This is a genomic window from Streptomyces sp. NPDC028928 (genome assembly GCF_055564915.1).
Genome location: NZ_JBVHVI010000001.1, coordinates 1 through 20,990 on the forward strand (window position 1 = coordinate 1; position 20,990 = coordinate 20,990).

20 protein-coding genes and 4 pseudogenes are annotated in these 20,990 nt (G+C 68.9%); 7 read left to right on the plus strand and 17 right to left on the minus strand.

The genetic code is table 11. From position 1 onward, the window contains the following. Positions 1–366 (minus strand): helix-turn-helix domain-containing protein (locus tag ACZ4U1_RS00005; RefSeq protein WP_467897592.1); only part of this gene is annotated, 366 nt, incomplete at its 3' end. Between the two features lie 508 nt (positions 367–874). On the opposite strand from ACZ4U1_RS00005, the gene ACZ4U1_RS00010 reads away from it, so the two are divergent. Continuing rightward, positions 875–1,255 (plus strand): hypothetical protein, encoded by a 381-nt coding sequence (locus ACZ4U1_RS00010; RefSeq protein ID WP_467897594.1) that lies wholly within the window; start codon positions 875–877, stop codon positions 1,253–1,255. Positions 1,256–1,701: 446 nt separating this feature from the next. Then, positions 1,702–2,016 (plus strand): peptidase inhibitor family I36 protein, encoded by a 315-nt coding sequence (locus tag ACZ4U1_RS00015; RefSeq protein WP_467897596.1) that lies wholly within the window; start codon positions 1,702–1,704, stop codon positions 2,014–2,016. A 728-nt stretch (positions 2,017–2,744) separates the two neighbouring features. On the opposite strand, the gene ACZ4U1_RS00020 is transcribed toward ACZ4U1_RS00015, so the two are convergent. Next, entirely contained in the window at positions 2,745–2,942 is a 198-nt protein-coding gene (locus ACZ4U1_RS00020) for a DUF3761 domain-containing protein (protein WP_467897598.1), read from the minus strand. 1,413 nt (positions 2,943–4,355) lie between these two features. Between ACZ4U1_RS00020 and ACZ4U1_RS00025 the strand changes: the two genes are divergently transcribed. Then, positions 4,356–4,688, plus strand: coding sequence for a hypothetical protein (locus ACZ4U1_RS00025; RefSeq protein ID WP_467897600.1), 333 nt, complete (start codon positions 4,356–4,358; stop codon positions 4,686–4,688). A 108-nt stretch (positions 4,689–4,796) separates the two neighbouring features. Here the strand turns inward: ACZ4U1_RS00025 and ACZ4U1_RS00030 are convergent, their stop codons facing one another. Further along, positions 4,797–5,225: a hypothetical protein gene (locus tag ACZ4U1_RS00030; RefSeq protein ID WP_467900102.1), complete on the minus strand. Its 429-nt coding sequence runs from the start codon at positions 5,223–5,225 to the stop codon at positions 4,797–4,799. Between the two features lie 109 nt (positions 5,226–5,334). Continuing rightward, positions 5,335–5,736 (minus strand): annotated as a pseudogene (locus ACZ4U1_RS00035) (Ku protein); the annotation flags it as partial. A gap of 11 nt (positions 5,737–5,747) precedes the next feature. Between ACZ4U1_RS00035 and ACZ4U1_RS00040 the strand changes: the two are divergent. Continuing rightward, positions 5,748–6,539: an IS5 family transposase gene (locus ACZ4U1_RS00040; protein ID WP_467897602.1), complete on the plus strand. Its 792-nt coding sequence runs from the start codon at positions 5,748–5,750 to the stop codon at positions 6,537–6,539. A gap of 138 nt (positions 6,540–6,677) precedes the next feature. On the opposite strand, the gene ACZ4U1_RS00045 is transcribed toward ACZ4U1_RS00040, so the two are convergent. Then, the gene (locus ACZ4U1_RS00045; RefSeq protein ID WP_467897604.1) at positions 6,678–6,860 is read right to left on the minus strand and encodes a hypothetical protein; all 183 of its coding nucleotides are present in this window, start codon (positions 6,858–6,860) and stop codon (positions 6,678–6,680) included. 205 nt (positions 6,861–7,065) lie between these two features. Between ACZ4U1_RS00045 and ACZ4U1_RS00050 the strand changes: the two genes are divergently transcribed. After that, positions 7,066–7,755, plus strand: coding sequence for a hypothetical protein (locus ACZ4U1_RS00050; protein WP_467900104.1), 690 nt, complete (start codon positions 7,066–7,068; stop codon positions 7,753–7,755). Between the two features lie 54 nt (positions 7,756–7,809). Here ACZ4U1_RS00050 and ACZ4U1_RS00055 read toward each other — a convergent pair. The 11 genes and pseudogenes from ACZ4U1_RS00055 to ACZ4U1_RS00105 all read right to left on the minus strand — a co-directional run. Beyond that, a pseudogene (locus ACZ4U1_RS00055) lies at positions 7,810–7,983 on the minus strand (DUF6417 family protein); the annotation flags it as partial. Between the two features lie 468 nt (positions 7,984–8,451). Continuing rightward, a pseudogene (locus tag ACZ4U1_RS00060) lies at positions 8,452–9,574 on the minus strand (serine hydrolase domain-containing protein). Positions 9,575–9,885: 311 nt separating this feature from the next. Next, positions 9,886–10,281, minus strand: a complete 396-nt coding sequence (locus tag ACZ4U1_RS00065) for a hypothetical protein (protein WP_467897605.1) — start codon at positions 10,279–10,281, stop codon at positions 9,886–9,888. Then, on the minus strand, positions 10,242–11,612 hold the full coding sequence (locus tag ACZ4U1_RS00070) for a tetratricopeptide repeat protein (protein WP_467897606.1): 1,371 nt from the start codon (positions 11,610–11,612) through the stop codon (positions 10,242–10,244). The genes ACZ4U1_RS00065 and ACZ4U1_RS00070 overlap by 40 nt, the downstream gene beginning before the upstream one ends. After that, positions 11,534–11,851 (minus strand): hypothetical protein, encoded by a 318-nt coding sequence (locus tag ACZ4U1_RS00075; protein ID WP_467897607.1) that lies wholly within the window; start codon positions 11,849–11,851, stop codon positions 11,534–11,536. Before ACZ4U1_RS00075 ends, ACZ4U1_RS00070 begins: the two co-directional genes overlap by 79 nt. Continuing rightward, positions 11,848–12,582, minus strand: a complete 735-nt coding sequence (locus ACZ4U1_RS00080; protein WP_467897609.1) for an AAA family ATPase — start codon at positions 12,580–12,582, stop codon at positions 11,848–11,850. The genes ACZ4U1_RS00075 and ACZ4U1_RS00080 overlap by 4 nt, the downstream gene beginning before the upstream one ends. 724 nt (positions 12,583–13,306) lie before the next feature. Continuing rightward, positions 13,307–13,618, minus strand: coding sequence for a replication initiation protein, RepL2 (locus tag ACZ4U1_RS00085; RefSeq protein ID WP_189998043.1), 312 nt, complete (start codon positions 13,616–13,618; stop codon positions 13,307–13,309). Next, positions 13,618–14,070, minus strand: a complete 453-nt coding sequence (locus ACZ4U1_RS00090) for a MarR family transcriptional regulator (protein ID WP_467897610.1) — start codon at positions 14,068–14,070, stop codon at positions 13,618–13,620. The genes ACZ4U1_RS00085 and ACZ4U1_RS00090 overlap by 1 nt, the downstream gene beginning before the upstream one ends. Positions 14,071–14,227: 157 nt before the next feature. After that, a complete protein-coding gene (locus tag ACZ4U1_RS00095; RefSeq protein WP_467897612.1) occupies positions 14,228–15,319 on the minus strand; it encodes a response regulator transcription factor in 1,092 nt (363 codons plus the stop codon). A gap of 144 nt (positions 15,320–15,463) precedes the next feature. Then, complete coding sequence (locus ACZ4U1_RS00100) at positions 15,464–15,760, minus strand: hypothetical protein (RefSeq protein ID WP_467897613.1); 297 nt, start codon at positions 15,758–15,760, stop codon at positions 15,464–15,466. Between the two features lie 280 nt (positions 15,761–16,040). Further along, positions 16,041–16,451, minus strand: a complete 411-nt coding sequence (locus ACZ4U1_RS00105; RefSeq protein ID WP_467897615.1) for a hypothetical protein — start codon at positions 16,449–16,451, stop codon at positions 16,041–16,043. A gap of 282 nt (positions 16,452–16,733) precedes the next feature. On the opposite strand from ACZ4U1_RS00105, the pseudogene ACZ4U1_RS00110 reads away from it, so the two are divergent. Both ACZ4U1_RS00110 and ACZ4U1_RS00115 read left to right on the plus strand, forming a co-directional pair. After that, positions 16,734–17,515: pseudogene (locus tag ACZ4U1_RS00110) on the plus strand (IS5 family transposase); the annotation flags it as partial. 45 nt (positions 17,516–17,560) lie between these two features. After that, a complete protein-coding gene (locus ACZ4U1_RS00115; protein ID WP_467900105.1) occupies positions 17,561–17,899 on the plus strand; it encodes a hypothetical protein in 339 nt (112 codons plus the stop codon). Between the two features lie 148 nt (positions 17,900–18,047). Here ACZ4U1_RS00115 and ACZ4U1_RS00120 read toward each other — a convergent pair whose 3' ends face one another. Then, positions 18,048–20,000, minus strand: coding sequence for a hypothetical protein (locus ACZ4U1_RS00120; RefSeq protein ID WP_467897617.1), 1,953 nt, complete (start codon positions 19,998–20,000; stop codon positions 18,048–18,050). Between the last annotated feature and the right edge of the window lie 990 nt (positions 20,001–20,990).

Below are 20,990 nucleotides of genomic sequence, written 5' to 3' on the forward strand. Positions count from 1 at the left end.
CCCGGTCGGGCGGTCCAGCCAGGCCAGGCGGTTCAGGCCGTGGCGGAGCAGGATCCGGTGCACCGTCGAGGTCGGCAGGCCCAAGATGGGTCCGATGCGGGCCGGCCCGAGCTTGCGGTCGGTCCGCAGACGGCAGACCCGGGCCTCGACCCCGGCTGGAGTGCGATGGGGTGTCGTGCCCGGCCTGCTGGAACGGTCGTGCAGACCGGCCTCACCCTCGGCCCGCCAGCGACGGATCCACTTGTGGGCGGTGGGCCGGGATATGCCCATCTCGGCCGCCACGTGCGCGACCGGCCGTCCGGCAAGAACGCGTTCGACCAGGATCCGCCTGCCGTGAGCGGTCAGCCTGGCATTACGGTGGGACACGAAGACCTCCGTGCGTGGTGTGGAGCCTAGACACCTCCACCACACCGGAGGTCTTCGCCATGATCAAGACCCGGCACCGTTAACAACGCTCGTGATCAATACACCTAGCTGGTCCGAGCATCTGCCGGGCATCCGGAAACCCGGCCGCCTCCTGCTCCGCACTGGCTCAGCGCGGGTTCAGCCACAACGAGTTGGGACTGGCGCGGCGCGTGCTCAGGCGACACGGGGGAGCTCGCTGGCGAGGCGGTCCCCTGACGGTTCCCCGGGCTCTGCTGCTGGCAGGTGCGACGACGAGGGGCGCCTTCGGTACGTCGGCCGCACCACCACCCTCGCGAAGGCGGCCGGTGCGGTGGTTGCCAGGATGCTCCGCCAGGGCCGGCGCCGGCATCGGTGAACGGGCTGGTCGTTCTCGGCCGGTCGGGCAGCGGGGAACAGCTGGACGTCACTGCTGTTGGAGCCTGGGCCGGTGGAAGCGAAGCGCGGTACCAGGCAGGGGTAGCGTTCCGGCATGACGTCAGCGCTGCCCCGGTTCCCGCCGTATCCGATCCGTGGTGTACGGGTACAGCATCAAAAGCAGAACTGCGCGCCGCATTTCGCGGAGATAGAGGTGGATTTCGAGCCCGCAGCTGACGGCTTCGTCTTCGAGGTGGCTCAAGGCCTCACGGTGGACTACGAACCGGCCGAAGCCCTGTCACGCTTCTTCGAGGCTGCCGCCGTGGGGATCCAGGAGCAGCTGAGCTCGCCCGAGCACGCAGTCGTGATCGCCACTCGGGTGGTGCTGCGGCGCGCCCGAGCCGATACCTTCGGCTCTCACGAACTGGCGTTCAAGATCGCGGGCTACCTCGCCGCCCGCAAAGCGCTGGACCGTACGGGGTGCCCGCACCTCTGAGTGCTACCCCTCGCGATGAGATAGCGGAATCCTCATACTCAGCCGGACCTCCAGTGACACCGCGCGACACGGTGAAGGCAGACCCCCGCACGCTCCGGCTGTACCCCGCACCCGCATCCCGGCCGCACCCCCCGGACCGCCCTGGCCGCGACGGCGCAGCTGGAGGCCGAGCTAGACGACGAGGTTCACCAAGTGCGGCCAAGTGCGGCGCGGACGACGAAACCGTCGAGAGCTGGCCAGCACCGACTCACTTGTCTGGATGAACATCGACGGGAAGCGGAATGAGAAACCGTTCCGCCAGGACAGGCGGATACCAAGAGACTTCAGCCTAACGGCGGCCCCGTACTGGCAGGACTGCGCTGCTCGCCGCCGTCCCGACCGTCCTGGCCGCATCACTGACCGGCCTCGCGCCCGCCCACCCCACAACTACTGCGGGCGCCCCCGCGGTGCCCCGGGACCAGATCACCTGCCCGCGCGGGTTCGTATGCATCTACCCCGACATCAACTTCAACAGCCAGCCCTACGTCAAACGCGCCGTCGACGGGTCGGTACGGCACCTGCCGGACTACATCCGCGGCAAGGGCAGCTCCATCATCAACAAAGCAGTCGCACCGCGCGCGTCTACCAGAAGGACAACTACTTCGGCCGGCACGTCCGCGTCGGACGCAAGGGCGGCACCATCAGCGACCTCCGCTCCTACCAGCTCAACGACACCACACACACAGTCTGCGCAACAACGACGCCCCATACGCGCCACGTGACCGCCCGAAACCAGTCCATCTGCCCGTAGGACGCCGTCGCCAGACCCTCGGACTCGACCGCCAGCCGACGTCCTCGCCGCCGCGCAGGCCGCCGTCGACGCGCCGGGCGGGCTGGGCACCACTGCCTCCTACGCGACCCAGGTAGCGCTACCCGCAACAGGAACCTGGACCGGCAAAGGCGGCACACAGGCGGACATCGTCATCACCGCGGCCGAGGACGGGGGTGCCGCTGCTGTTTCGCCCGACCGCGCGCGGCGACGGTGGAGCGGCGTTCTCGCGAACAGCGGCGCCGGCGAGGACGGCCCACTGGTACTGCAACAGCACGCGGGGTATCTCCCACACCCCGGCTTCGGACCCGATGACAGGGGCGCGGCGGGTGCGTCCGGGTCGGCCAGTCGGGGGCGGTGGTGGACAGCCCCCGCGCGGGACAGGTGACCGGCTGGCGAACGCCGCCCGCGTTCTGGGTGGCCCGCACGACCCTGTGCACCCGGGAGGGGATAAACCCACTGGCCCGCCCGCAAGCAGGTCAAACGAAGCGCCGGGTCCTGGAGTCTACCTTCCCGAGGGTGCACATCCAGAACATCATGTCGATCGCCCCGAAGCAGAGCCGCAGAGACAGCCGGACAAGGGAGATGGCAAGGCCAATCATCGAGTCCCTTTCGAAGCGTGTGGAACGTAAGCACCGTCCGCCAGATGACGTTGGCCGGGCGGTTCGTGCACTTACGGGTCTACCGGTAGAAGACGGCTACGCCTCCGTGGTGCGAGCAGGCACCTTGATGGGCGGCGTACGAGTACGTGCCGTCGTTGCAGAGCGCGGTGGCACCGGTTCCGGCACTGCTGGAGCCGCCCGAGGAGCCGGAGCCGCCGCCTGCGGACGACCGCCCGACGAGCCACCGCTCCCGCCCGAACCAGCAGCCGCTGCACACGCGGTGACGGTCACCTTCACCTTGACCGTCTTCGTCTCGGTCACCGTCGGCGCTGGTTCAGGCGTTGCCGTTTCAGTGGCTGTGGCCGTGACGGTAACCGTGACGGCAGGTCGCACCTTCTCGGCCGTCGGCTTGGCGTCGCCGCCCTTGTCCTGGCCACTGCCGCCGGCGCCAATGCCGAGGAAGAAGGCGAGGCCGATCGCGGGCAGTATGTACCGCTTCCGTGCCCACTTCGGGCTCACCGGGGCGGGTGGCTGTGGCGGCATGGTGTACGGGTTGCTCATGTGTCCCCCCAGGGTGCTTGGGAGGGACGACCGTAGCGCCAGCCGCGAACTAGCGTGCAGGTTTCGTGTGCCAGTCACCTATGCGTGACGTCACCTAAGGATGCTGGGCCTCTCCATAACCAAGCTCGGAGCGCGCCGCCGTTGCCAAGCGGGCGCGGTCCCGCCGTACCCAGCTGTCGAAGAAGTCGGCCGGTGCGCGGCGCTGTTCTTCCTCGCGGCGATCTGCTGCCCAATCAAGGCACGTTCCATATATATGAGTCACCGGCTGCAACCGCGGCATCGGCGGTGCGGAGCGCCCCCGACTGCCCGGCCCTGATCGCACCGCCGCATAGGCCCGTGACAAAAGCTGGCGGTCCCACGGTGCCCGAGACTGTCGAGTGTCGTCATACGTGGCGGAGGCAGTACCAGGAGCCTGCGTGTCTTGCGTGCGGTTCTGGGGTCGGCCAATTGGCAGATGATGTGGGCGGCGGCCAGGAGCGCGGTGACCCGTGCGGGGTCGGTGCCTGTTCTCCGGCGAGGGCATGCATGTTGACGATAGAGCCTATAGAGTTCAAGATCAGAAATGGCATCCACGTCACTCACATGCGGCCGGTGTTCGCTATCTCTCACTAGACCGAAATTGGGCTGGCTCAAACCCCACACCTGATCACCGACAGCCACGGGAACCTGCTGGCCTCGACCGGACAGTCTCGGTTGGCTCCGATACCGACGACGTCACACAGTCGGAGCCGCGCCCCAGCGTGCTTGGACCTAGGCCAGGCGGATCAACACGGAGATGGGCTAAACCCGACGGTCGTCGGGCATGATACTGCCGTAAAGAAGAAGTTGATCACAGCAAGATTCTGGGGGTTCCGTGGAACTAGCCAGTCTGATTGTGGCTGTCGTCGCCGCACTCATTTCGATTGTCTCTGCCTATGCCGCCTGGCGGGCGACCCGTCCTAAGCCGAAGTTGTCGGGGTCAATCACCATGGGGTGGAGGCGGAGTGTGCACTTTACCGTTCCCGGGCAACCGGACGGGGATGCGGTGTGCCTGCACATCATCCTGACAAATGCCTCCTCCCACCCCATCCATCCACTGCGATTCAAATTGCAGGTCAGGACGGGCAATAGGTGGCTTACTGGGATTCGCATGCAGAACTTCCAAGAAAGGCTACCCGAACTGTCATTCAGGCCCGGGTACGTAGCAAGCGTCACGCATGAACACTTAATTGACTGGCCGCCGCGCGCAGTGGACCACGGGGCACCTCTTATGGGCTTCATTTATCACTTGATACCTGGCTTGGTGGAGGGGGAAACCATCGATGAATATCGCATTATAGTGGTTGACGTATTTGGCGGGGTGACGATTTTCCGTAAGAAGCAAGCGGAAATGGATGCCTGGCGTTATGAGGATCAGGATCACACCACTCTTGAGCTGGTCAGGCAGGCAGGAATTCCTGTGCGCAGGGTTTACGGCCGGTAGTGGAACGGGTCGAGTTGTCAAGACACGTCCAACACTCAGAGGTGCTGGGCGCGCGCCCGCGGGACATTCCCCGGCCGTCCCGACAGCCCGCTGACTGACCGCACCGGATCAGTGCACGGGTTCCTGACCTAGGCGCTGCGGGACCGGCGGCTGCTTCTTCGCAGCGGCCTTCTTCGGCTGCGGCAGTTCGTGCACCTCCGCCGGGCCGGCGGACTCACCCCGCGACGCCTTCGCCTTCGACACCGATTCCTGTAGCGCGGCCATCAGGTCCAGCACCGGCGCTGGCTGCTCCGGCTCCGGCGTCTCGCGCAGCGGTTTGGCCTCCCGCTTCTCCTTGATGATCTGCGCGATCGCCTCGGTGTAGCGGGCCTGGAACTCAGGGCCCTGCAGTTCGTCCACCGTCATGGTGTCCATGAGCGCGAGCGCGCCCTCGATCTCCGCCTCGGACAACTCCGTCGGCGGCGGGAGCAGTCCGGTGGGGTCGCAGATCTCGTCGGGCCAGCGCATGGCATGCAGGACCAGGACGTCGTCGCGCACACGCAGCAGTCGCAGATGCTCGCGGCCGGACCAGGCGTACTTGGCGACGGCCAGCCTTCGACGATCGTGACAGGGCCTTCACCAGGAGCTTGTACGGCTTGGCCGCGACCTGGCCTGCCGGCTGCAGGTAGTAGCCCTCGGCGATCCGGATCGGGTCGACCGACTCCAGGGGCACGAACGCGTCGATCTCGATCGCCTTGGCGGTCGGCAGGGGCAGGTTGCTGAGATCCTCGTCCGTGATCGGAATAACCTGCGTTGAGGTGAACTCGTAGCCCTTGCCGATCTCGTCCTGGGCCACCTCACGGTCCTCCAGCTCGCACACCTTGCGGTAGCGGACCCTGCCCTGGTCGGGCAGGTGGTACTGATGAAAACGGATGCTGTGGTCCTCGGTGGCGCGGACCACGTTGATCGGCACGGCGCCTTCTCTTACAACGGCTAACACAATGAGGTGGATCGGCGCTGGTTGCCGTGTCCGTGGCGGGAGTTGCACGTTCGGCTGGCGTGGGGACATCGCCGTGGATCGTGTCGGATGAGCTGTGGGACCGCCTGGAGCCGCTGCTGCCGCAGCGTGAGCGCCGCTTCCGGTATCCCGGCCGCAAGGCGTTACCGGACCGGGAGGTGCTGTGCGGGATCCTGTACGTGCTGCACACCGGCATCCAGTGGGAGTACCGTCCGAAGGAGCTGGGATTCGGATCGGGCATGACCTGCTGGCGACGCCTGCGGGACTGGAACGAGGCCGGTGTGTGGCAACGGCTCCACGAGGTCCTGCTGGCCGAACTGAACGCAGCCTCCCCGGCTGGACTGGTCCCGCTGCGTGGTCGATTCTTCCCATGTCAGGGCGCTAAAAGGGGGAGCCACACGGGCCCCTCGCCGGTCGACCGGGGCCGGGCAGGCTCGAAACACCACCTCATCACCGACGGACACGGCACCCCGCTCGCCGTCCTGCTGACCGGCGGCAACCGCAACGACGTCACCCAGCTCCTGCCCTTGCTCGATGCGATCCCGCCGGTCCGCGGCCGGCTCGGACGACCGCGCCGCAAACCCGACTCGCTCTTCGCCGACCGTGGCTACGACCACGACATCTACCGAGATCAGGTCCGCGCTCGCGGCATCGTGCCGGCCATCGCCCGCCGCGGAACACGGCACGGCACTGGACTGGGCACCTACCGCTGGGTGATCGAGAAAAGCTTCGCGTGGCTGCACGGCTTCCGACGTCTGCGAATCCGCTGGGAACGCAGAGCCGACATCCACGAAGCGTTCCTCAAACTTGCCTGCTGCCTGATCGCACACCGACAACTCAGCTCATTGTGTTAGCCGTTGTAAGAGGCCATACGGCGTCGGTGACATCAGGTGGGAACAATTCGCGACCCTCCTCAGCACTCCGGCATGATCAGCCGCCCGAGGGGCGTACGCGCCGCGCTCCACGACCGTTGGTCGTGGAGCGCGGCAAGCTCACCTCTGCGACTCGCCGCCCCGTGCGGCGCGAACCACCTCAGCGAGTGCCCGAAGGATCTCGGCCCGTGCCCTCGGGGAGCTGCCCTTGAGAGCTTGGCGGGAGAGCAGGACTGTGGCGATCGCTGCGATGGCCATGGCGGCCAGTGCGACGAGGACGGACAGGGACAGCACGCTGACCACGAATACCTCCACTTTGGCGAGCAGGTGCCACTAGCAGAACAGCCGAACCGGTCCTGAAGGGTCTTTCTGAAACGGCGATTTCGATCGTCCAAGCTGCTTGGCGAAAGGGCCTGCTGGGAGGGCCGCTTCAACCTACGATGGTGAACATCTGAAGGGGGAAGCCATAGCTATCAGACCTGACCGCGCGCTGCCGGATCCTGCTCATGTGTCCTCGTCGTTGCAGCTGGCCAACGCCACGAAGGAACTCATGCTCTGCCTGGAGCTGAGTGGGGCCGAAGCTGCCAAGCGTGCGACCTTGTCCACAGGTACCGTGTCACAGTTGATCAACGGCAAGGCCTTCCCCCGGGAGGAAAACTTCAAATTGTTGATCACCAAAGGTTGCGGGCAGACGTGGGAGCCGTGGCGTCAGGCTTGGGAGCGTGCCCGCAACGACGTCATGCGTCGGCGCCCGGGCGTGGGCGCTGCCGCCGAGATGGAGCAACTGCGGTTCCAGGTCGACAGGCTCGAAGCCGCCCTCGCAGCCACTATCGACCGAGTGTCTGCTCTGGAGACCGGCGTAGCCGAGGAAGAGTACAGCCTCCTGGATTCAGTCCAGGCACCCAGGTTCGTTGTTGAGTCGATCTGGAGGCCTGATGGGGAAGTTGGTCTTCAATATGAAATCCGAGATGTGGATGCGTTCCTCAAAGAGGTTCGTGCAGCCGCAACCATCGGTGCAAGCCGTCTGAGGCACTTCTTAAGGACCCACGCCGGGACCTTCCCGCGCCCGGATGGATCAACGAATTATGGGTATCGGGCCAGCGAGGTGGACGCGTACGTGTCGCAACTTCGCCAGGCCGTCGGGTTGGAGAGACCTGCGCCGCCCGCGGCCTCGCGCGATGGGGATCCACTCCTGTGACGGGACACGAGCAGCGATCTCCTTTGCCCAGCGCCCGGCCTCCAGTGCATGGGCCCCGCGCTCGGCCATGGCGAGGCGCAGCCAGTTCAGCAGGTCGTGCGCCTCTCGAAGGGTGAGCAGCGGCAGCCGCTCGCCCGCTGTCTCCACCGGCGCGAACTCGATCTCTTCCAGTTCAGGTCCAGGTAGCCGTCCACGACTGTGGAACGCTGCGCACCCCGCCCCGGTCACGCGCCCTGGCTTTCCCGGGCAGGAGACAGTCGCGGCCGGCGTGGCCGTCGGCCGGGGCTGAACCCGTAAAGCGTGTGGTCGCGAAGACGCCAGGATTCGCCACTCTTCGCTGAGGCCTCGCAAGCCTGGAGTGTCAGAGGCATCACCCTGGAAGCCGTGCGGCCGCCACCACAACGATCACGGAACCGGTCGCCGGGCTCTGCGTAGGCCTGATCGCTGGCCGATCTTTCGCGAGGCGTCCGGGCCCCATAATCGAACACCCCAGTCCGGCTATGACTGTCCGCTTGGGCTGTTGAAAACCACTTAGGCTCTGCGTGGCTTCAGCCGAACGATCATCCCCGCAGGCAATAGGTGAGGCCCAGGAGACAGTTCCCTTCACCACCACGCCTCCCACAGCCACACCCGCCCCCGGACATTCCGCGGACGGCGCAGGGACCGCACCGTTGGGTCAGCACAGGGACCCTGACCTTAGACGCACGCCCGCCAGAAGGCGCGCATCAGCGCATTCGGGGTCGGGCCGGTCATCGCCACCTGGGTCAGCAGGATCGTGACCGTGTTCGTGGCTGGGATCACATGGGCCGTCGTCCGGTGCCGCCGACCCAGCCGTAGCGGCCGGGAGGTTCTACGGGTCGATCGCCTTCGACATCGACCTGACCGCCGTAACCCCAGCCCTGGCCCTGCAAGAACATCGTCGCCCTCCCGCGTTGCGCCGCGGTGAGGTGGTTGCTGATGAGGCGGCTCACCGAGGCCGGGGACAGCACGTCACTGCCGCCGGACAGCAGCATGCGGGCGAAGGTCAGGTAGTCGGTGGCGGTGGAGACCAGCCCGCCGCCCGAGGCGAAGCGCGGAGCCCTGCTGAAGTCTCCGTCCGGAGTGTCCGTGAGCCGCAGGCCGCCGTCCGACGGAGCGTAGGCCCAGGTGAACCGGTCCCGTTCCGCTGCCGGGACCTCGAACGCGGTGTCCCGCATCGCCAGTGGCTCGAAGATCCGCTCCGCCAGGAACTCGGGCAGGCTCAGACCCGTCGCCCTCGCGGCCAGCGGCCCCTAAAGGGCGGACGCCGTGCCATACAGCCACTCCTCGCCCGGCTGGTGCAGCAGCGGCACCTCGGCGAGCCGGGCCAGCCACTCGTCCGGGGCAGGCCAGCCTTGCATGGGGCGGCTGTGATCCTGCACCCGCATTAGCGCCTGGGCGGCCGGCAGGGAGAAGTCCAGGGGCAGGCCCCAGCCCGGCCGGGAGGCGAGCAGGTCCTCCATCGTGAGCGGACGGGCTGCAGGGACCACGTCGTCGAACCGGCTCGTCGGCGTGCGGGCCACCCGGGGCTTCGCCAGTTCCGGCAGCCACTCGACGATCGGGTCGTCCAGCGCGACGCGGCCCTCCTGGACCAGCGTCAGCGGCGCCGCGGCCATGATCGGCTTGGTGATGGAGGCGATCCTGAAGATCGACTCTTGGGTCACGGGACAATGCCGTCGGCGTCGGCCGAGCCCACGGCGACCACCTCGACGTCGTCACCGCGGGCCACGAGGGCGACGGCACCCGGGACGGTCCCGGCGTCGACGCGTCGCCGCAGTGTCACGTACAGCATGCTGGTCATCCTTCGGCCTTCCGGTGGGCGGGGAAGCTGCACCGGGTACGACCGTGTCCGGCTTCGGATGACATCGCGTCTCGCGGAAACAGCTGCGTTCGGCGTCGCCTGAGTCCGTCGCATCGGGCGGTCGGGAGCACGCTCGGACGGAGGTCTTGACGCGTCGCCGGAGGACGGCGGCGCTCGGAGGCGGCCTGATCAGCCGCCGCCAGGCCGCTCCGCCTGCCTGCTGGTCGTCCGGTGCAGCACCCGCCCGGTGGGACCGCCGCCCGCCCGCCCGCCAGGAGGATGCGTGGCACCGGCTTCGGCGGGCCGCGGTGTCACCGGCCCCGGCGGAAGCGGCGGGCCCGGGGAGCGGGGCGGGTGAGTGCCCTGGCCAGTTCGAGGTCGGCGCGGGCGGGGAAGGGCATCCCGGCGGCGCTGTGGTGGCTACGGGACCGCTGGACGAGGTCGAGGACGTCGTGGTGCCTGCCGGCGGCGCCGTAGAGGCGGGCGAGGCGGAACCCGGCCTGGGCGGCGCCGACGTGGTCGCGGGGGTGGGCGAGGGCTTGTTCCGCCAGTGCGACGGCGTCGTCGAGGCGGTTCGCCTCGGCGTGCAGCAGCGCCTGCACGGTCAGGGCCCTGCTATGTCCGCGGTGGTCGCCGCAGGCGCTGGTCTGCCGGAGCACGCGGCTGATCAGTTCGGCGACGCTGCGGTCGCCCTCCCACAGGGCCATGTCGGCAAGCCCCAGGGTTGTCCAGATGTGCCCGCGGTGGTCTCCGACGGCGTGCAGGAGCCCGGCGGCGTGCTCGTGCAGGGCGCGCGGGCCGTGGCCCAGCGCGGATCGTCTTCGGGGCGGCTCGTGGCGTGCTGCCCGGGCCAGGGCCCTGTGTACCACCGGCGGGGCAGCGGGCAGCCGTCCACGGCGCGCTCCTTCTCGGTGTCGGCGCGGGTGCGCAGGACCCAGCCGATGCCGCGGGTCTCTCCGTTGGCGGCGAACAGGGCCTGTGCCTCGTCGAGCCGGAGGAGTGCGTCGCCGTAGTCGGCTCGGTGCCGGCTGATCACGGCCTTCTCGCGCAGGGCCCAGGCCAGGCCGCGTTCGAGCGGCACGGCCCTGAAGAGCATCTCTGCATCGGTAAGCGTTCTCGCGGCGTCCGTGAGCAGGCCCTGCTGTCGCTGAAGGATGCCCAGGTTGCCCATGGCATCGCTCTCGCCGTGAGTGTCGCCCGCGCCGCGGAAGAGGGCGATCGCCTCGTGGAGGCACTCCGCGGCCCTGTCCATCTCACCGCTGCCGTCGCGCAGGGCCTCGCCGAGGTTGCGCAGCAGAGCGGCCCGGGCCCGGCCGTCGCCGAGGCGGTCGGCCGCGTCCAGAGCGAGCTGGTGGAGCCGATTGCTGATGTCCCAGCGCCACTGATGCTCCAGGGCGACGCTCATCGCGTCGGTGATCGTCCAGCACAGCTCCCACCAGCCGCGGGCGTGGGCGTGGACGACTGCTGCGACGAGCACGCCCCGCTCGGCTTCGAACCACTCGACGGCCTCCTGCACATCGCCTGTCAGGGCGCCGGCCGGCGGCGGACGGCGGACCGCCCCGTCGCGGCCGCGGTGCCGGGCACCGGCCGGCCGCAGCCGGGCGTCGGCCGCGTCGGCCGCGCCGAGGAGGGCGCCCAGCAGACGGCGCACGGCGCTGTCGGCCTCCGCCGCCGGATGCTCGGCGGCCTGCTCCTTGGCGTACCCGCGTGCGAGGTCGTGCAGCACGATGCGCTGCCCCTCGGTCCTGCCGCGGCGCGCCTGCACGAGGTGCGCCAGCAGCAGTCCCTCCACGCAGGCGTCCGCCGCGTCGGTGTCCACGTCCAGCAGGGGCGACAGCGCCCAGGCTGGCAGGTCGGGGGTGTCCAGTGCCGACAGCAGCCGGAACGCGCGCCGCTGCAACGGCGGGAGAGCCTGGTAGGCGGCACGGAAGACCGCGCGAACGCTACGCTCGCCCAGGCTCAGCACATCCAGCCGCCGGTGGTCGTCGGCCAGGTCGCGGGCGAAGGAGCCCACGGGACGCGCGGGGACCGTGGCCACCGTGCTCCCGCGATACGCAGGGCCAGCGGGAGCCCGCCGCACAGACGGACCACGTCGCGACCGGCTTCCGGGTCCTCGTCCACCCGGTCGGCGCCGCCGATCCGCCCCAGCAGGTCCCAGGCGGTGCCCTCGTCCAGCCCCGGCAGTGCGACGCGTTCGTCCACGGCCAGTGAGGCGAGGGCCCGACGGCTGGTGATCAGGACGGCGCAGCGGGCTCCGCCCGGTGCCAGCGCACTCACCTGCTGCTCGCCGGCCGCGTTGTCCAGGACGACCAGGAGACGCCGGTCGGCCGTCTCCGTCGGAACCGCCGTGTCCGTGCGGCCTCGTCGTCGGGGATCCTCGCGCGCGCTACTCCCAGCGCCAGCAGGAAGTCGACGAGGACCTCGCCCGTGGCGGCGGGGTACCCCTCCGCCCCGTTCAGGTCGATGAACAGCTGGCCGTCGAGGTACGAGGGCGCCAGCTGATGAGCGACCTGCGCCACGACGGCTGTCTTGCCGATCCCGCCGGGGCCGTGCACCAAACAGATCCTGCACCCGCCCGGACGCCCGGCGGCTTCCACCAGCCGTGCCGTCTCCTGGTTCCGGCCGGTGAAATCGGCCAGCGCCGACGGCAGCTGCCGTGGCACGCCGGCCGATGACGGCAGGCCGGTATCCCCCCGGGCGAGGGCAGACGCGTACGCCGGCAGCAACAGCCGGAGTTCCTCGACGCTCGCCGCGTCCGCACGCAGGGCACCCGCCAGCCTCCGGCGCAGCTCCGCCTGGGCGGCGGGTGAACGGCCCGCCTCTTCGACCAGGGCCGCGCCGTCCTCGCCGGGCAGCCGTCCGGCCATCCAGTGGTACAGCCGCGCCAGCCGGACGGCCACCGACTGCTCCACACCCTGCACCGCGCGGTCCGCCAGGCCGGCACCCAGCCTCTTCGCGGACACGACAGCCAAGGCGACGAGTGCTGCCACCAGTTCCTCGACCGTCATCGACCGCCCCCCGGTGCTGCGTCGGACATGCCGCGCCGCCCCCGCCCGCGCTGCCGCGGCCCCGACGTCAGTCATGCCCAGAAAGCCGCCCGACGGCACCTGGCCGTCTGCGGCGGCGGGATGCCGGTTCACGCAGCCTCGTTGCGTGGCACCTTTGTGGGCGTCACCAGCCAGGGCATCCGGTGGACGAGGATGTCCCGCAGCCGTGTCAGGGCTGCGATCCTCTCCTCCAGTTGGGCCACCCGTCGGGCGCCGACCTCAAAGCCCTCGGCGCAGGAGGGCAAGTAGGCGAAGACCTCCGGCAGATCGGTGTCGAGGCGAACAGGATCGCCTTTGGCCTTGCCCGATGGGGAGGGAGCCGCCGTTCCAGCGGCCCTCTCACGAACCGGCATCGCCTTCGCGGCCGCCCTGACCCTGAGCCTGGCCGCTCTGACGTTCCTGAGCCAGTAGTCCTTGACGAGTAGCGGTAAGCCCCGCAGGCAGTCATCGCCGGTAGCCGATGGACGCAACCGGGCTCAGCAGGTACTCGGGGCGGCCTTGCACGCCTTTTCCGCCGAGGGCCCATACGGTGTCCAGTCGCGCGCACACCCCGGCTCACCGCCACGAAGGGACGCCGACGGGCCCCATCACGGGATGGCGGCAGAGGTTGCTTGCATGCCAATGGGAGCGTCCTGCAGACCGCACCTCATTGACGTGACGTACATGAGGTGCGGTCTGCAGGACGTCAGGTGGCGCGTCGGAGCGGGATGACGACGTTTTCGCCCATGCGCTTGGGGTCGAGCCGGTAGTACCGGATGTGCCCGATCCTTTCGGTCTCCTCCAGCCAGCCGGCTTCGATGACCTGCTTACGGGTGCGGGAGAAGACGGGAGCAGCCATGCCCACGAGCTTGGCCAGGTTGGCGGCGGTCTCCAGGACGGCGCCGGACCGGTCGGTGGGGTGGAGCGCGTAGAGCATGACGACGAGTCGCTGGTTGGCGGTCATGCCGACTGTCTTCTCGAGCAGCTCAAGGTTCTTCTGCTTGTCGTCGCTGCTGATCACTGGGCCTCCCACCGTGCAGGAACGGTCTCATCGAATCCGGGGATATCCGGCGGGTTGCATGTCTTCACCGCTTCACGCTGTTCGAGCCCTGGCCCGCGAAAAGCGATGTAAGGGCTGATTCGGTAGGAGTTGTAGTTGCCGACACGTCCTCGGACGATCAGGATGCGGTGTTTTGCCAGCTTCTGGTTGATCTTGCCGACGGCGTCAGTGGACATGCCCACTCGCTTGGCGATGTCCGGGCCGGTGGCTCGCAGTGGTTCCATCCCCTCCGGGGAGACCCCGATCCGCCACAGTACGAGGAACTTCTGACTGGGCGTGAACGCCTTGGATTCGGTGATCGCCTCGACACGCGCCTTGTTGACCTGCGTGTGCCTGCCGGAGAAGGCGTACGGGGCATAGGGGACCGGCTCGCCCGTGTCGGCATCGACCAGCCTGCGTACTGCTCCCAACGGGCCCTCCGAGCAAGGGCCGTACGAATCGCGTACGAAACGCGACCGTGCTGCGGTCCTGCCTTGCATCCTGCCCGACTCAGCCGCGCCGCTTCGCCGACTGACGCCTTAACGCTTGAAGCCACGACGCCCTGGCGGCTGGTGCGTTGCGCGTACGTCACAGGTAGTGGCGGGCGAAGATGCCGGCCACCAGCTCGCGCCGGCTGTGCAGGCCGGTCTTGTCGAACACCGACTTGAGGTGGTCCTGAACCGTGTGCGGGGACAGCCCGGCGCGGCGTGCGATGTCGGCGGTGGAGTGCCCGCGCAGAACCAGCCCGGTGACGTCCCTCTCGCGCGGTGTCAGCCCGTAGGCCGCGGCGATCAGCCCGAAGTGCTCGCCGGAGCCCGCCTTCTCGACGACCACGGCGGTGCGGGCCCCCGTCGTGTCGGAGCGGCCGAGACGCCAGGCGTGCAACCGCACGCAGCCGTGGGCACGGCTGTGCATCCAGGAGGTATGGGTCCCCGGCGCGTCCGGCGTCTGGACCGCGGCCGCCACGGCGTAGACGGCAGGAGGCAACCGATCATCCGCGGACGGGGTCGTGGCGTCGGCCGGTTCGCCGGCCAGGCCCTCGAACCACATGTCCACGGTGGGGGTGCGGTGCACCACCCGGTAATCCCCGTCCAGCAGCACCAGACCCGGTGCCGCCGCCGACGCGCCGGCCTCGGCGAGCCGGGTCAGGTGCAGCTGGCGCAGTACGGAGCCGAGCGGCTGAGCGAGCGAGGCCGCCACGGCCAGGTCGGACGGGGCGAAGGCGGGCGCGTCCTGCGCGCGCCCCATGATCAGCGCGCCCCATGCTCCGTACCGGTCACGCAGCAGCACCCGCAGTTCGTCCCGGAACCCCAGTGGCCGCATGATGTCCCGGTAGCGCGGGCTGCGTTCGAGACAGCCGCCCGTCTCGCGGCTCAGTAGGCCCACGGGCGTCGCCCTGGTCGCCAGCTGTGACAGGTCGTTGGCGTCGCCCTCCCGGTACTCGATGTCGAGCATGCGCGGCATCATGGACGGCGGCAGTGCATCGCGGTAGTCGCCGCCGGTGTTCATGAGGGTCTGCGGGTCCACGGTCACACCGGCCCAGATGTCGAACCGCAGCGCCGGACGCGTGGCCCGTTTGACCTTCTCGAAGAACTCCTCCACGGTCCGCGCGGACCGCGCCGCCCGTAACGCCGCGTCCGTGACACGACCCGCGCGTAAATCTCCCCCGTTGCGCTTCATGGCCCCAGGCTAGCGCCCAGTGTCGTCGCCGGGCGCTGTTCGCGCAGGTGGGAGCCATGGCTCCGGTTGCCGCGCCCGGAGGGACCGGGAACGGCGGCTGACCCGGGCGGGCCGGTGAACCAGGTGACCCGCCCAGGCGTGCCGTCAGCGGTCGTTGTGCAGGGTGGGGTTGAGCTTCGCCCAGTCCTTGCCGTCGTTCTCGCCGCTGCGCAGAGTGATCTCACTGAGCGTGGAGATCTGCCGGGGCGGGACGTAGCGGTTGAAGTCCAACTCCGCGTCGAGGTCGGTGTTGGTGACGTTGGTGCCCTCGTACAGCGGCAGCGTCGCATAGATCATGACGCCGCCGGAGGCGTCCGTCTGGGCGGACACGTGCTTCTCCAGCCGGATCTCGCCGCCGCACGTGGTCTCCCACCACAGCGACGGCGACCTGACCTCGTTCACCCAGCCTTCGGAGGCGACGCTGCCGTTGCAGTACGTACCGGCGGAGAAGAGGCCATGGACGATCCCGGAGCCGGACTGTAGAGCAGCGGCGTCACCTTGACGAGCCGAAGTGACGTATCCGAGGTCGGTTCCACTGGCCGGGTGGGCACAGCGCCCGGCCCGATGATCTCGGGAACCGGGCGCTGGGCGCTCGCGGCGTGGAGCGGTGGCGGTGGCGCGGCTCCGTCTCCGCGCCGCTGACGTGTGTTGCGTTGCGTTGGGCCGTGCCTCGGCCCGCTGCTCAGCAGCGGTTCGCGGTGCCGGTGGACCAGAGCGGGTGGGTGATGTCGCGGTAGATGGCGAAGTTGCCATCGTTACTGATCCGCGCGAACGTCGCGCCCTGGCCCCAGGTGCCGGAGTCCCAGATCGGGATGTTCTCCTTGGTGTACACGACGAGGTTACCGTCGCCCTGGAAGACGGCGTAGGCACCGGGGTTGCCGTCGGTCGCGGTGTCCCACAGGTACTTGCCCGCAGGCGAGGTGCAGTAGAGGACGAAGTTGCCGTCCCCCTGCATGATCAGGTAGCCGCGGTCCGACTGGTAGTGGTCGTCGGGGTTGAAGCGGAAGCCGGGCTTGAAGTAGATGTTGGCTGCCTGCGCGGGCGAGGCGCTCGCCATGGCGATGCCAACCACCGCGAGGCATGCGGTGAGCATGGTCATGAGTTTTCTTCGGAGCGGCAACGGTACCTCCTGGGCGGGGTTTCCGGTTGGTTGCGTCACCGGCGTCGGCTGACGTCGCCGGCCTGTCCTGATACTGACGAGGGCGCAGCAGGTACTCCATCCCAGAAATCTGGGGGGTGCGCACGGGGCGGGGGCGGTTCAGTCCCCACGGGCATCCTTGAGGGGCGAGGGGGCCAATCCCCCGCCGGCGCCGCGCGCCGGTCGGTGAGGACAGCTAGCGCGTGTCTCCTTGTTGGATTGGTCAGTTGATCGGATGTGTCCGTCCGATTGGGGATCACCGATGCGATGTGGGACCGGATCGAGCCGTTGATGCCGGCGGATCCGGTCCGCGGGCGGTGATGGGCCGACCACCGCCGCACCCTTGAGGCCATCGCGTGGAAGTACCGCACCAACTCGCCCTGGCGGGACCTGCCCGACGAGCTCGGCTCTTTCCAGACCGCTCACAAGCGGCTGATCAGACGGGCCGTGGACGGCACCTGGGAGATGATCCGCACCGCCGTCCTGGAAGCGGCGGACGCCGACGAGGACATCGACTGGACCGTGTCAGTGGACTCCACGGTTGTCCGGGCTCACCAGCACGCTGCCGGAGCACTCAAAAAGAGGCGGCCCGCATCGGCGAGCCCGCCGATCACGCGCTCGGACGCTCCCGCGGCGGGCTGAGCACCAAGGTCAACCTGGCCGCAGACGGCCGCGCACGGCCTCTCGCCTTCACCGTCACCGCGGGCCAGGCAGGTGACGCACCCGCCTTCGAGACGGTGATGTCCCGCATCCGCGTGTCCCGCACTGGTCCGGGCAGGCCTCGGACCCGACCCCTGGCCGTTCTCGCCGACCGCGCGTATTCCTCCCGCGCCATCCGCAGCCACCTACGGCGCCGGGGTATCCGTGCGGTCATCCCGCAGCCGTCCGACCAGATCGGCCACCGCCTGCGGCGAGGCCGGCGCGGTGGCCGTCCGCCCGGCTTCGACAGCGAGGCCTACAAGCGGCGGAACACCGTCGAGCGGTGCATCAACCGACGCGGCGCTGCTGCTCGCGGAGATGGCCGTCCCCCACCCCGCCCGGCCACCTGGCCGGACATCCTGCGGATGGACCACACTCCCGCACTCCCCCACCAGCGGCTGGCCGCGCTGGACGAGCGCCTGGCCGGGGCTGCGGCCCGGCCGGTCGTCCTACCCGAGACGATCGTCGTCGACCGCGGCAAAGTCCTCGTCTTCGCCGCGTTCACCGCCGCCTGCGAGCACCTCGGCATCAGCGTCCAGCCCGCCCCGCCCCACGCCCCCACCGCCAAAGGCGTCGTCGAGCGCACCTTCGGCACCATCGATGCGCTGTTCTGCCAGCACCTGCCCGGCTGCACCGGTGTTGAGGATGCGACCCTGCTCATCTTGTCTTGGAATGGCTCGGCGGGCAGGGTGTGGGGGCCATGATCCGGGTCGATGCAGAGCGCCTGCGGGAAGGCCTGCCAGCGTGGACCATTGCCGCCGGCGGTGGTCCGTTGTCCAGTTGGACTGTGGGCTGACGGGGCCTCGGTCGCTGAATGTATGGGCTGGGCACTGCAATCTTCTTCAGGGTGGTTCAGGCGACGGAAGGGAGCTGCTCGTACGAGAAGTCGCCGTCGGACTCGTCGACTTGGGCTCTGGCCGCGGAGAGCAGTTCGGCGGCGTGCTCCGCGTCGTGCTGGCGCACGGCGCGCTCCAGCCGCACCAGCAGCCGCGAGAATTCCAGCGGGGTGTAGGCGGTGGCCGCCAGACTCGCGTGACCTGCGGCGATGAGCCTGCGTGCGGAGCCGAGTACGGGAGGTTCGATGGCCGAGTCGGGGATGACCCTCGCATGGCGCATCGTCGGCAGGAGGGCGGCCACGCGCGCCTCGTGGCGCTGTGCCAGAGCCGGGTAGAGGGACTCTCGCGCCTGGTTCTGCCCCGCTGTGATGCTCTTCTCGAAAAACATCTGGTCCAGCCGGGCCAGCAGTGCCGCGCCCTGCCCGAGGACGGAGGCGGCGGCCTCGTCGCGGATCTGAAGGATCGTTGCGATGTTCTCCTCCTTGAACGGTCCGTGGTGCCCCGTCTGCTGGTCCATGTACCGCAGAATCTGGGCGCCGCCGACCCCTACCCCGTCGGTGCCGGTGTACGTGACGTCGGCGAGGTGGTGGAAGCGGAAGCCGGCGGAGAAATAGGTGAGGAGACCGGCCTCGTGCGCGCGGTGCACCAGGGTGACCGCCTGCTCGAAGGTGAGCTGCTCGATGATACAGCGGCTGGGGTAGGTGTCGGCCGTACCGTCCCAGGTCACCTTGTCGAACCCGGCCTCGGCGACCAGTTCGATGCCGAGCAGCCCCACCTGGAAGCGGTCGCTGATGGTACGGGGACGTCCCCCATGGGACCGCTTCGTCGCGGGCCGGTCGTCAACGATGGGTGTGTTGAGGTTGAAAGCGGCGGACAGGGTCTGGGTGTGGCGGTTGCGCCGCACATTCCCGGCGATGGCGCGCATGAAGTCGACCGCCTCGGTGGCGGTCATCCGCTCCATGGCCAGCTTGCACTCGGTCAGGCCGTCCATGAACAGCGCGGAGCATGCGGCGGACACGGTGTGCACGGTCTTCAGCAGGGAGTCGGCGACATTGCCCTCGAACATGGGGCGGCCCACGTAGGAGGAGACCGGTGCCTGCGTGCCGGTGTGCAGGCGAACCCGGGAGATCGACTGCGGTGCCGGGATCCGGTAAGGCTCCACGGCCTCACGGTCCTGAGTGTTGCCCCGCTCGAGGTGCTCGATGTGCACGATCACCCCTCGGAGGTTCTCGCTGCGCCGTGTGGTACCGAGGAGGTGCCCTTCGCCAGGGTCGGTGATCGACATGTAGCTCTGGGTGTCTCGGAAGCCGGGGCTGCTCCAGGGGCGGACGGGCAGCGGCACTCGCTCACCGTCCGCGGCCAGTGTGTAGGCGAGGTGTATGGCGAGGACCTCGTCCTGGCTGAGTGCCCTGCCGCGTTCGCGGGCCGAGACGAGACACCTGGCCACAGCGGTCAGATAGGCATCACTGTCCAGGTTCGTTTGCTCAGGCCGGTGCGCGGACACCTGGTCCTGCGCCCGCGAGCGGACATGGACTTCCGCCGCGTCCTCGGTTGTGACGATGCGGAAATCTCCGTCGTCCAGCGGCTCGGTGCCGCTCGTCCCGTGCTCGATGACGTACAGCCGGCGGCACTGCTCCTTCAGCGTGTCGATCCCCTGCTGCCGGTCCGCGACAATGGGCAGGATCGCTGCCATCTGATCGGCGAATTCACCTGCCTCAGCGGGATAGTCCTCCAGCAGCCCCGCCACAAGTTCCTCGACTCGTGTACGCAGGCTCGCTACGTCGTCCGGCCCGCGCAGGGCGAACGGGCGGCGTTGTACGTAGCTCTCGTCGGTGCGGTGACGCGTGGTCAGGGCGGTGCGCTGCCAGGCACAGAGGTTGATCGCGTACTCCAATACCGCTCGGCGCACCGCTCCCTGCGTGAAACGGCGGATGCGCCCTTCGGGGTGGGTGTGAACCTCACAGGGCATGGTTTTGTCCTTCTGGAGGGGTATTCCGACGTGGTTCGGATTTCGGGCTCGACGGTCGGCGGGTCGGTGGAGGAGGGCCGTCATCCCGGGGCATCCGGCGGTGGCGGTGGCGGCAAGGAAGATCCCTCGATGCGGGTTTCCGCCTGACCTACGGAGCGCATGTCCGACGAGCCCCGCACATCAAGTAGGCCCCGCGGGCGCAACACAGTCACTCCCCGAGAACTCGGCACTTGACGGAAGCCGCCAGCACGCGATAAGGAATCCGCCCTGCCGACATGCAGGAGCGCAAGGCGGATCGCGCCTTGCTCACCCGGCTTCATGCCGAGCACACCTAAAAAGTCCAGGTCACTGCGGGTGACGCCCATGAGGGTGAGGAGTTCATCGCCCGCACACGGGGGGGGTGTCGGCATCACCATCGAGGTCGTGCCCCGCTCAAGGACGTCGGGGGCTTCGCTTTCCTGTCCAAGCGGTGGGCGGTGGAAACGTGACGTGGCCGCCTCGGGCGGCGACCGCCATCTCGATCGCGTCGGTGACCAGCGACGCGGGCATGTGGTCGGCGACAGGCGCCCAGACTGGCCGCAGAACGCCTGCGGGCACCGCACGTCCGGGAGCGGACCGGGCATCTGGCGGTGCCGTACGGGCACCGGGAACTGATGCCGACCGGACACTCCTTCCCGCTGGGGAGGTGGCTGGCCGATCAACGCCGCGCCTTGGCCGGGGAGAGGACGGGTCAGTGCCCGGCGGCCGACTGGGAGGCCGAGCCGCCCGGGGCGGCGGCCGACCCGGAGGCGTGCGCCGAGGGGCCCCTCGCCCTTCGCGGGCTTGCCCGCTCGCGGAGGTCGGCGAATCGCTGTACACACCCAGCCTTGATCGCTGCGCCGTCCGGGAGAACCTCTACATGCCCTCTTGAGACGGTCACAGAGCCGCGCCCCCGCTCGAGCGCGGAAGAACCACCAAGTGCTCAACGTCGGTGGACTCCCCCATCAAGGC

What these genes read in the sequence shown, in the direction of transcription:
- ACZ4U1_RS00010 (WP_467897594.1), top strand. Translation starts at nt 875, where the DNA reads ATGACGTCAGCGCTGCCCCGGTTCCCGCCGTATCCGATCCGTGGTGTA.
- ACZ4U1_RS00025 (WP_467897600.1), top strand. Translation starts at nt 4,356, where the DNA reads ATGCAGAACTTCCAAGAAAGGCTACCCGAACTGTCATTCAGGCCCGGG.
- ACZ4U1_RS00065 (WP_467897605.1), bottom strand. Translation starts at nt 10,281, where the DNA reads ATGGCCCTGTGGGAGGGCGACCGCAGCGTCGCCGAACTGATCAGCCGC.
- ACZ4U1_RS00080 (WP_467897609.1), bottom strand. Translation starts at nt 12,582, where the DNA reads ATGACGGTCGAGGAACTGGTGGCAGCACTCGTCGCCTTGGCTGTCGTG.
- ACZ4U1_RS00095 (WP_467897612.1), bottom strand. Translation starts at nt 15,319, where the DNA reads ATGAAGCGCAACGGGGGAGATTTACGCGCGGGTCGTGTCACGGACGCG.
- ACZ4U1_RS00105 (WP_467897615.1), bottom strand. Translation starts at nt 16,451, where the DNA reads ATGCTCACCGCATGCCTCGCGGTGGTTGGCATCGCCATGGCGAGCGCC.
- ACZ4U1_RS00115 (WP_467900105.1), top strand. Translation starts at nt 17,561, where the DNA reads ATGGACCACACTCCCGCACTCCCCCACCAGCGGCTGGCCGCGCTGGAC.
- ACZ4U1_RS00120 (WP_467897617.1), bottom strand. Translation starts at nt 20,000, where the DNA reads ATGCCCTGTGAGGTTCACACCCACCCCGAAGGGCGCATCCGCCGTTTC.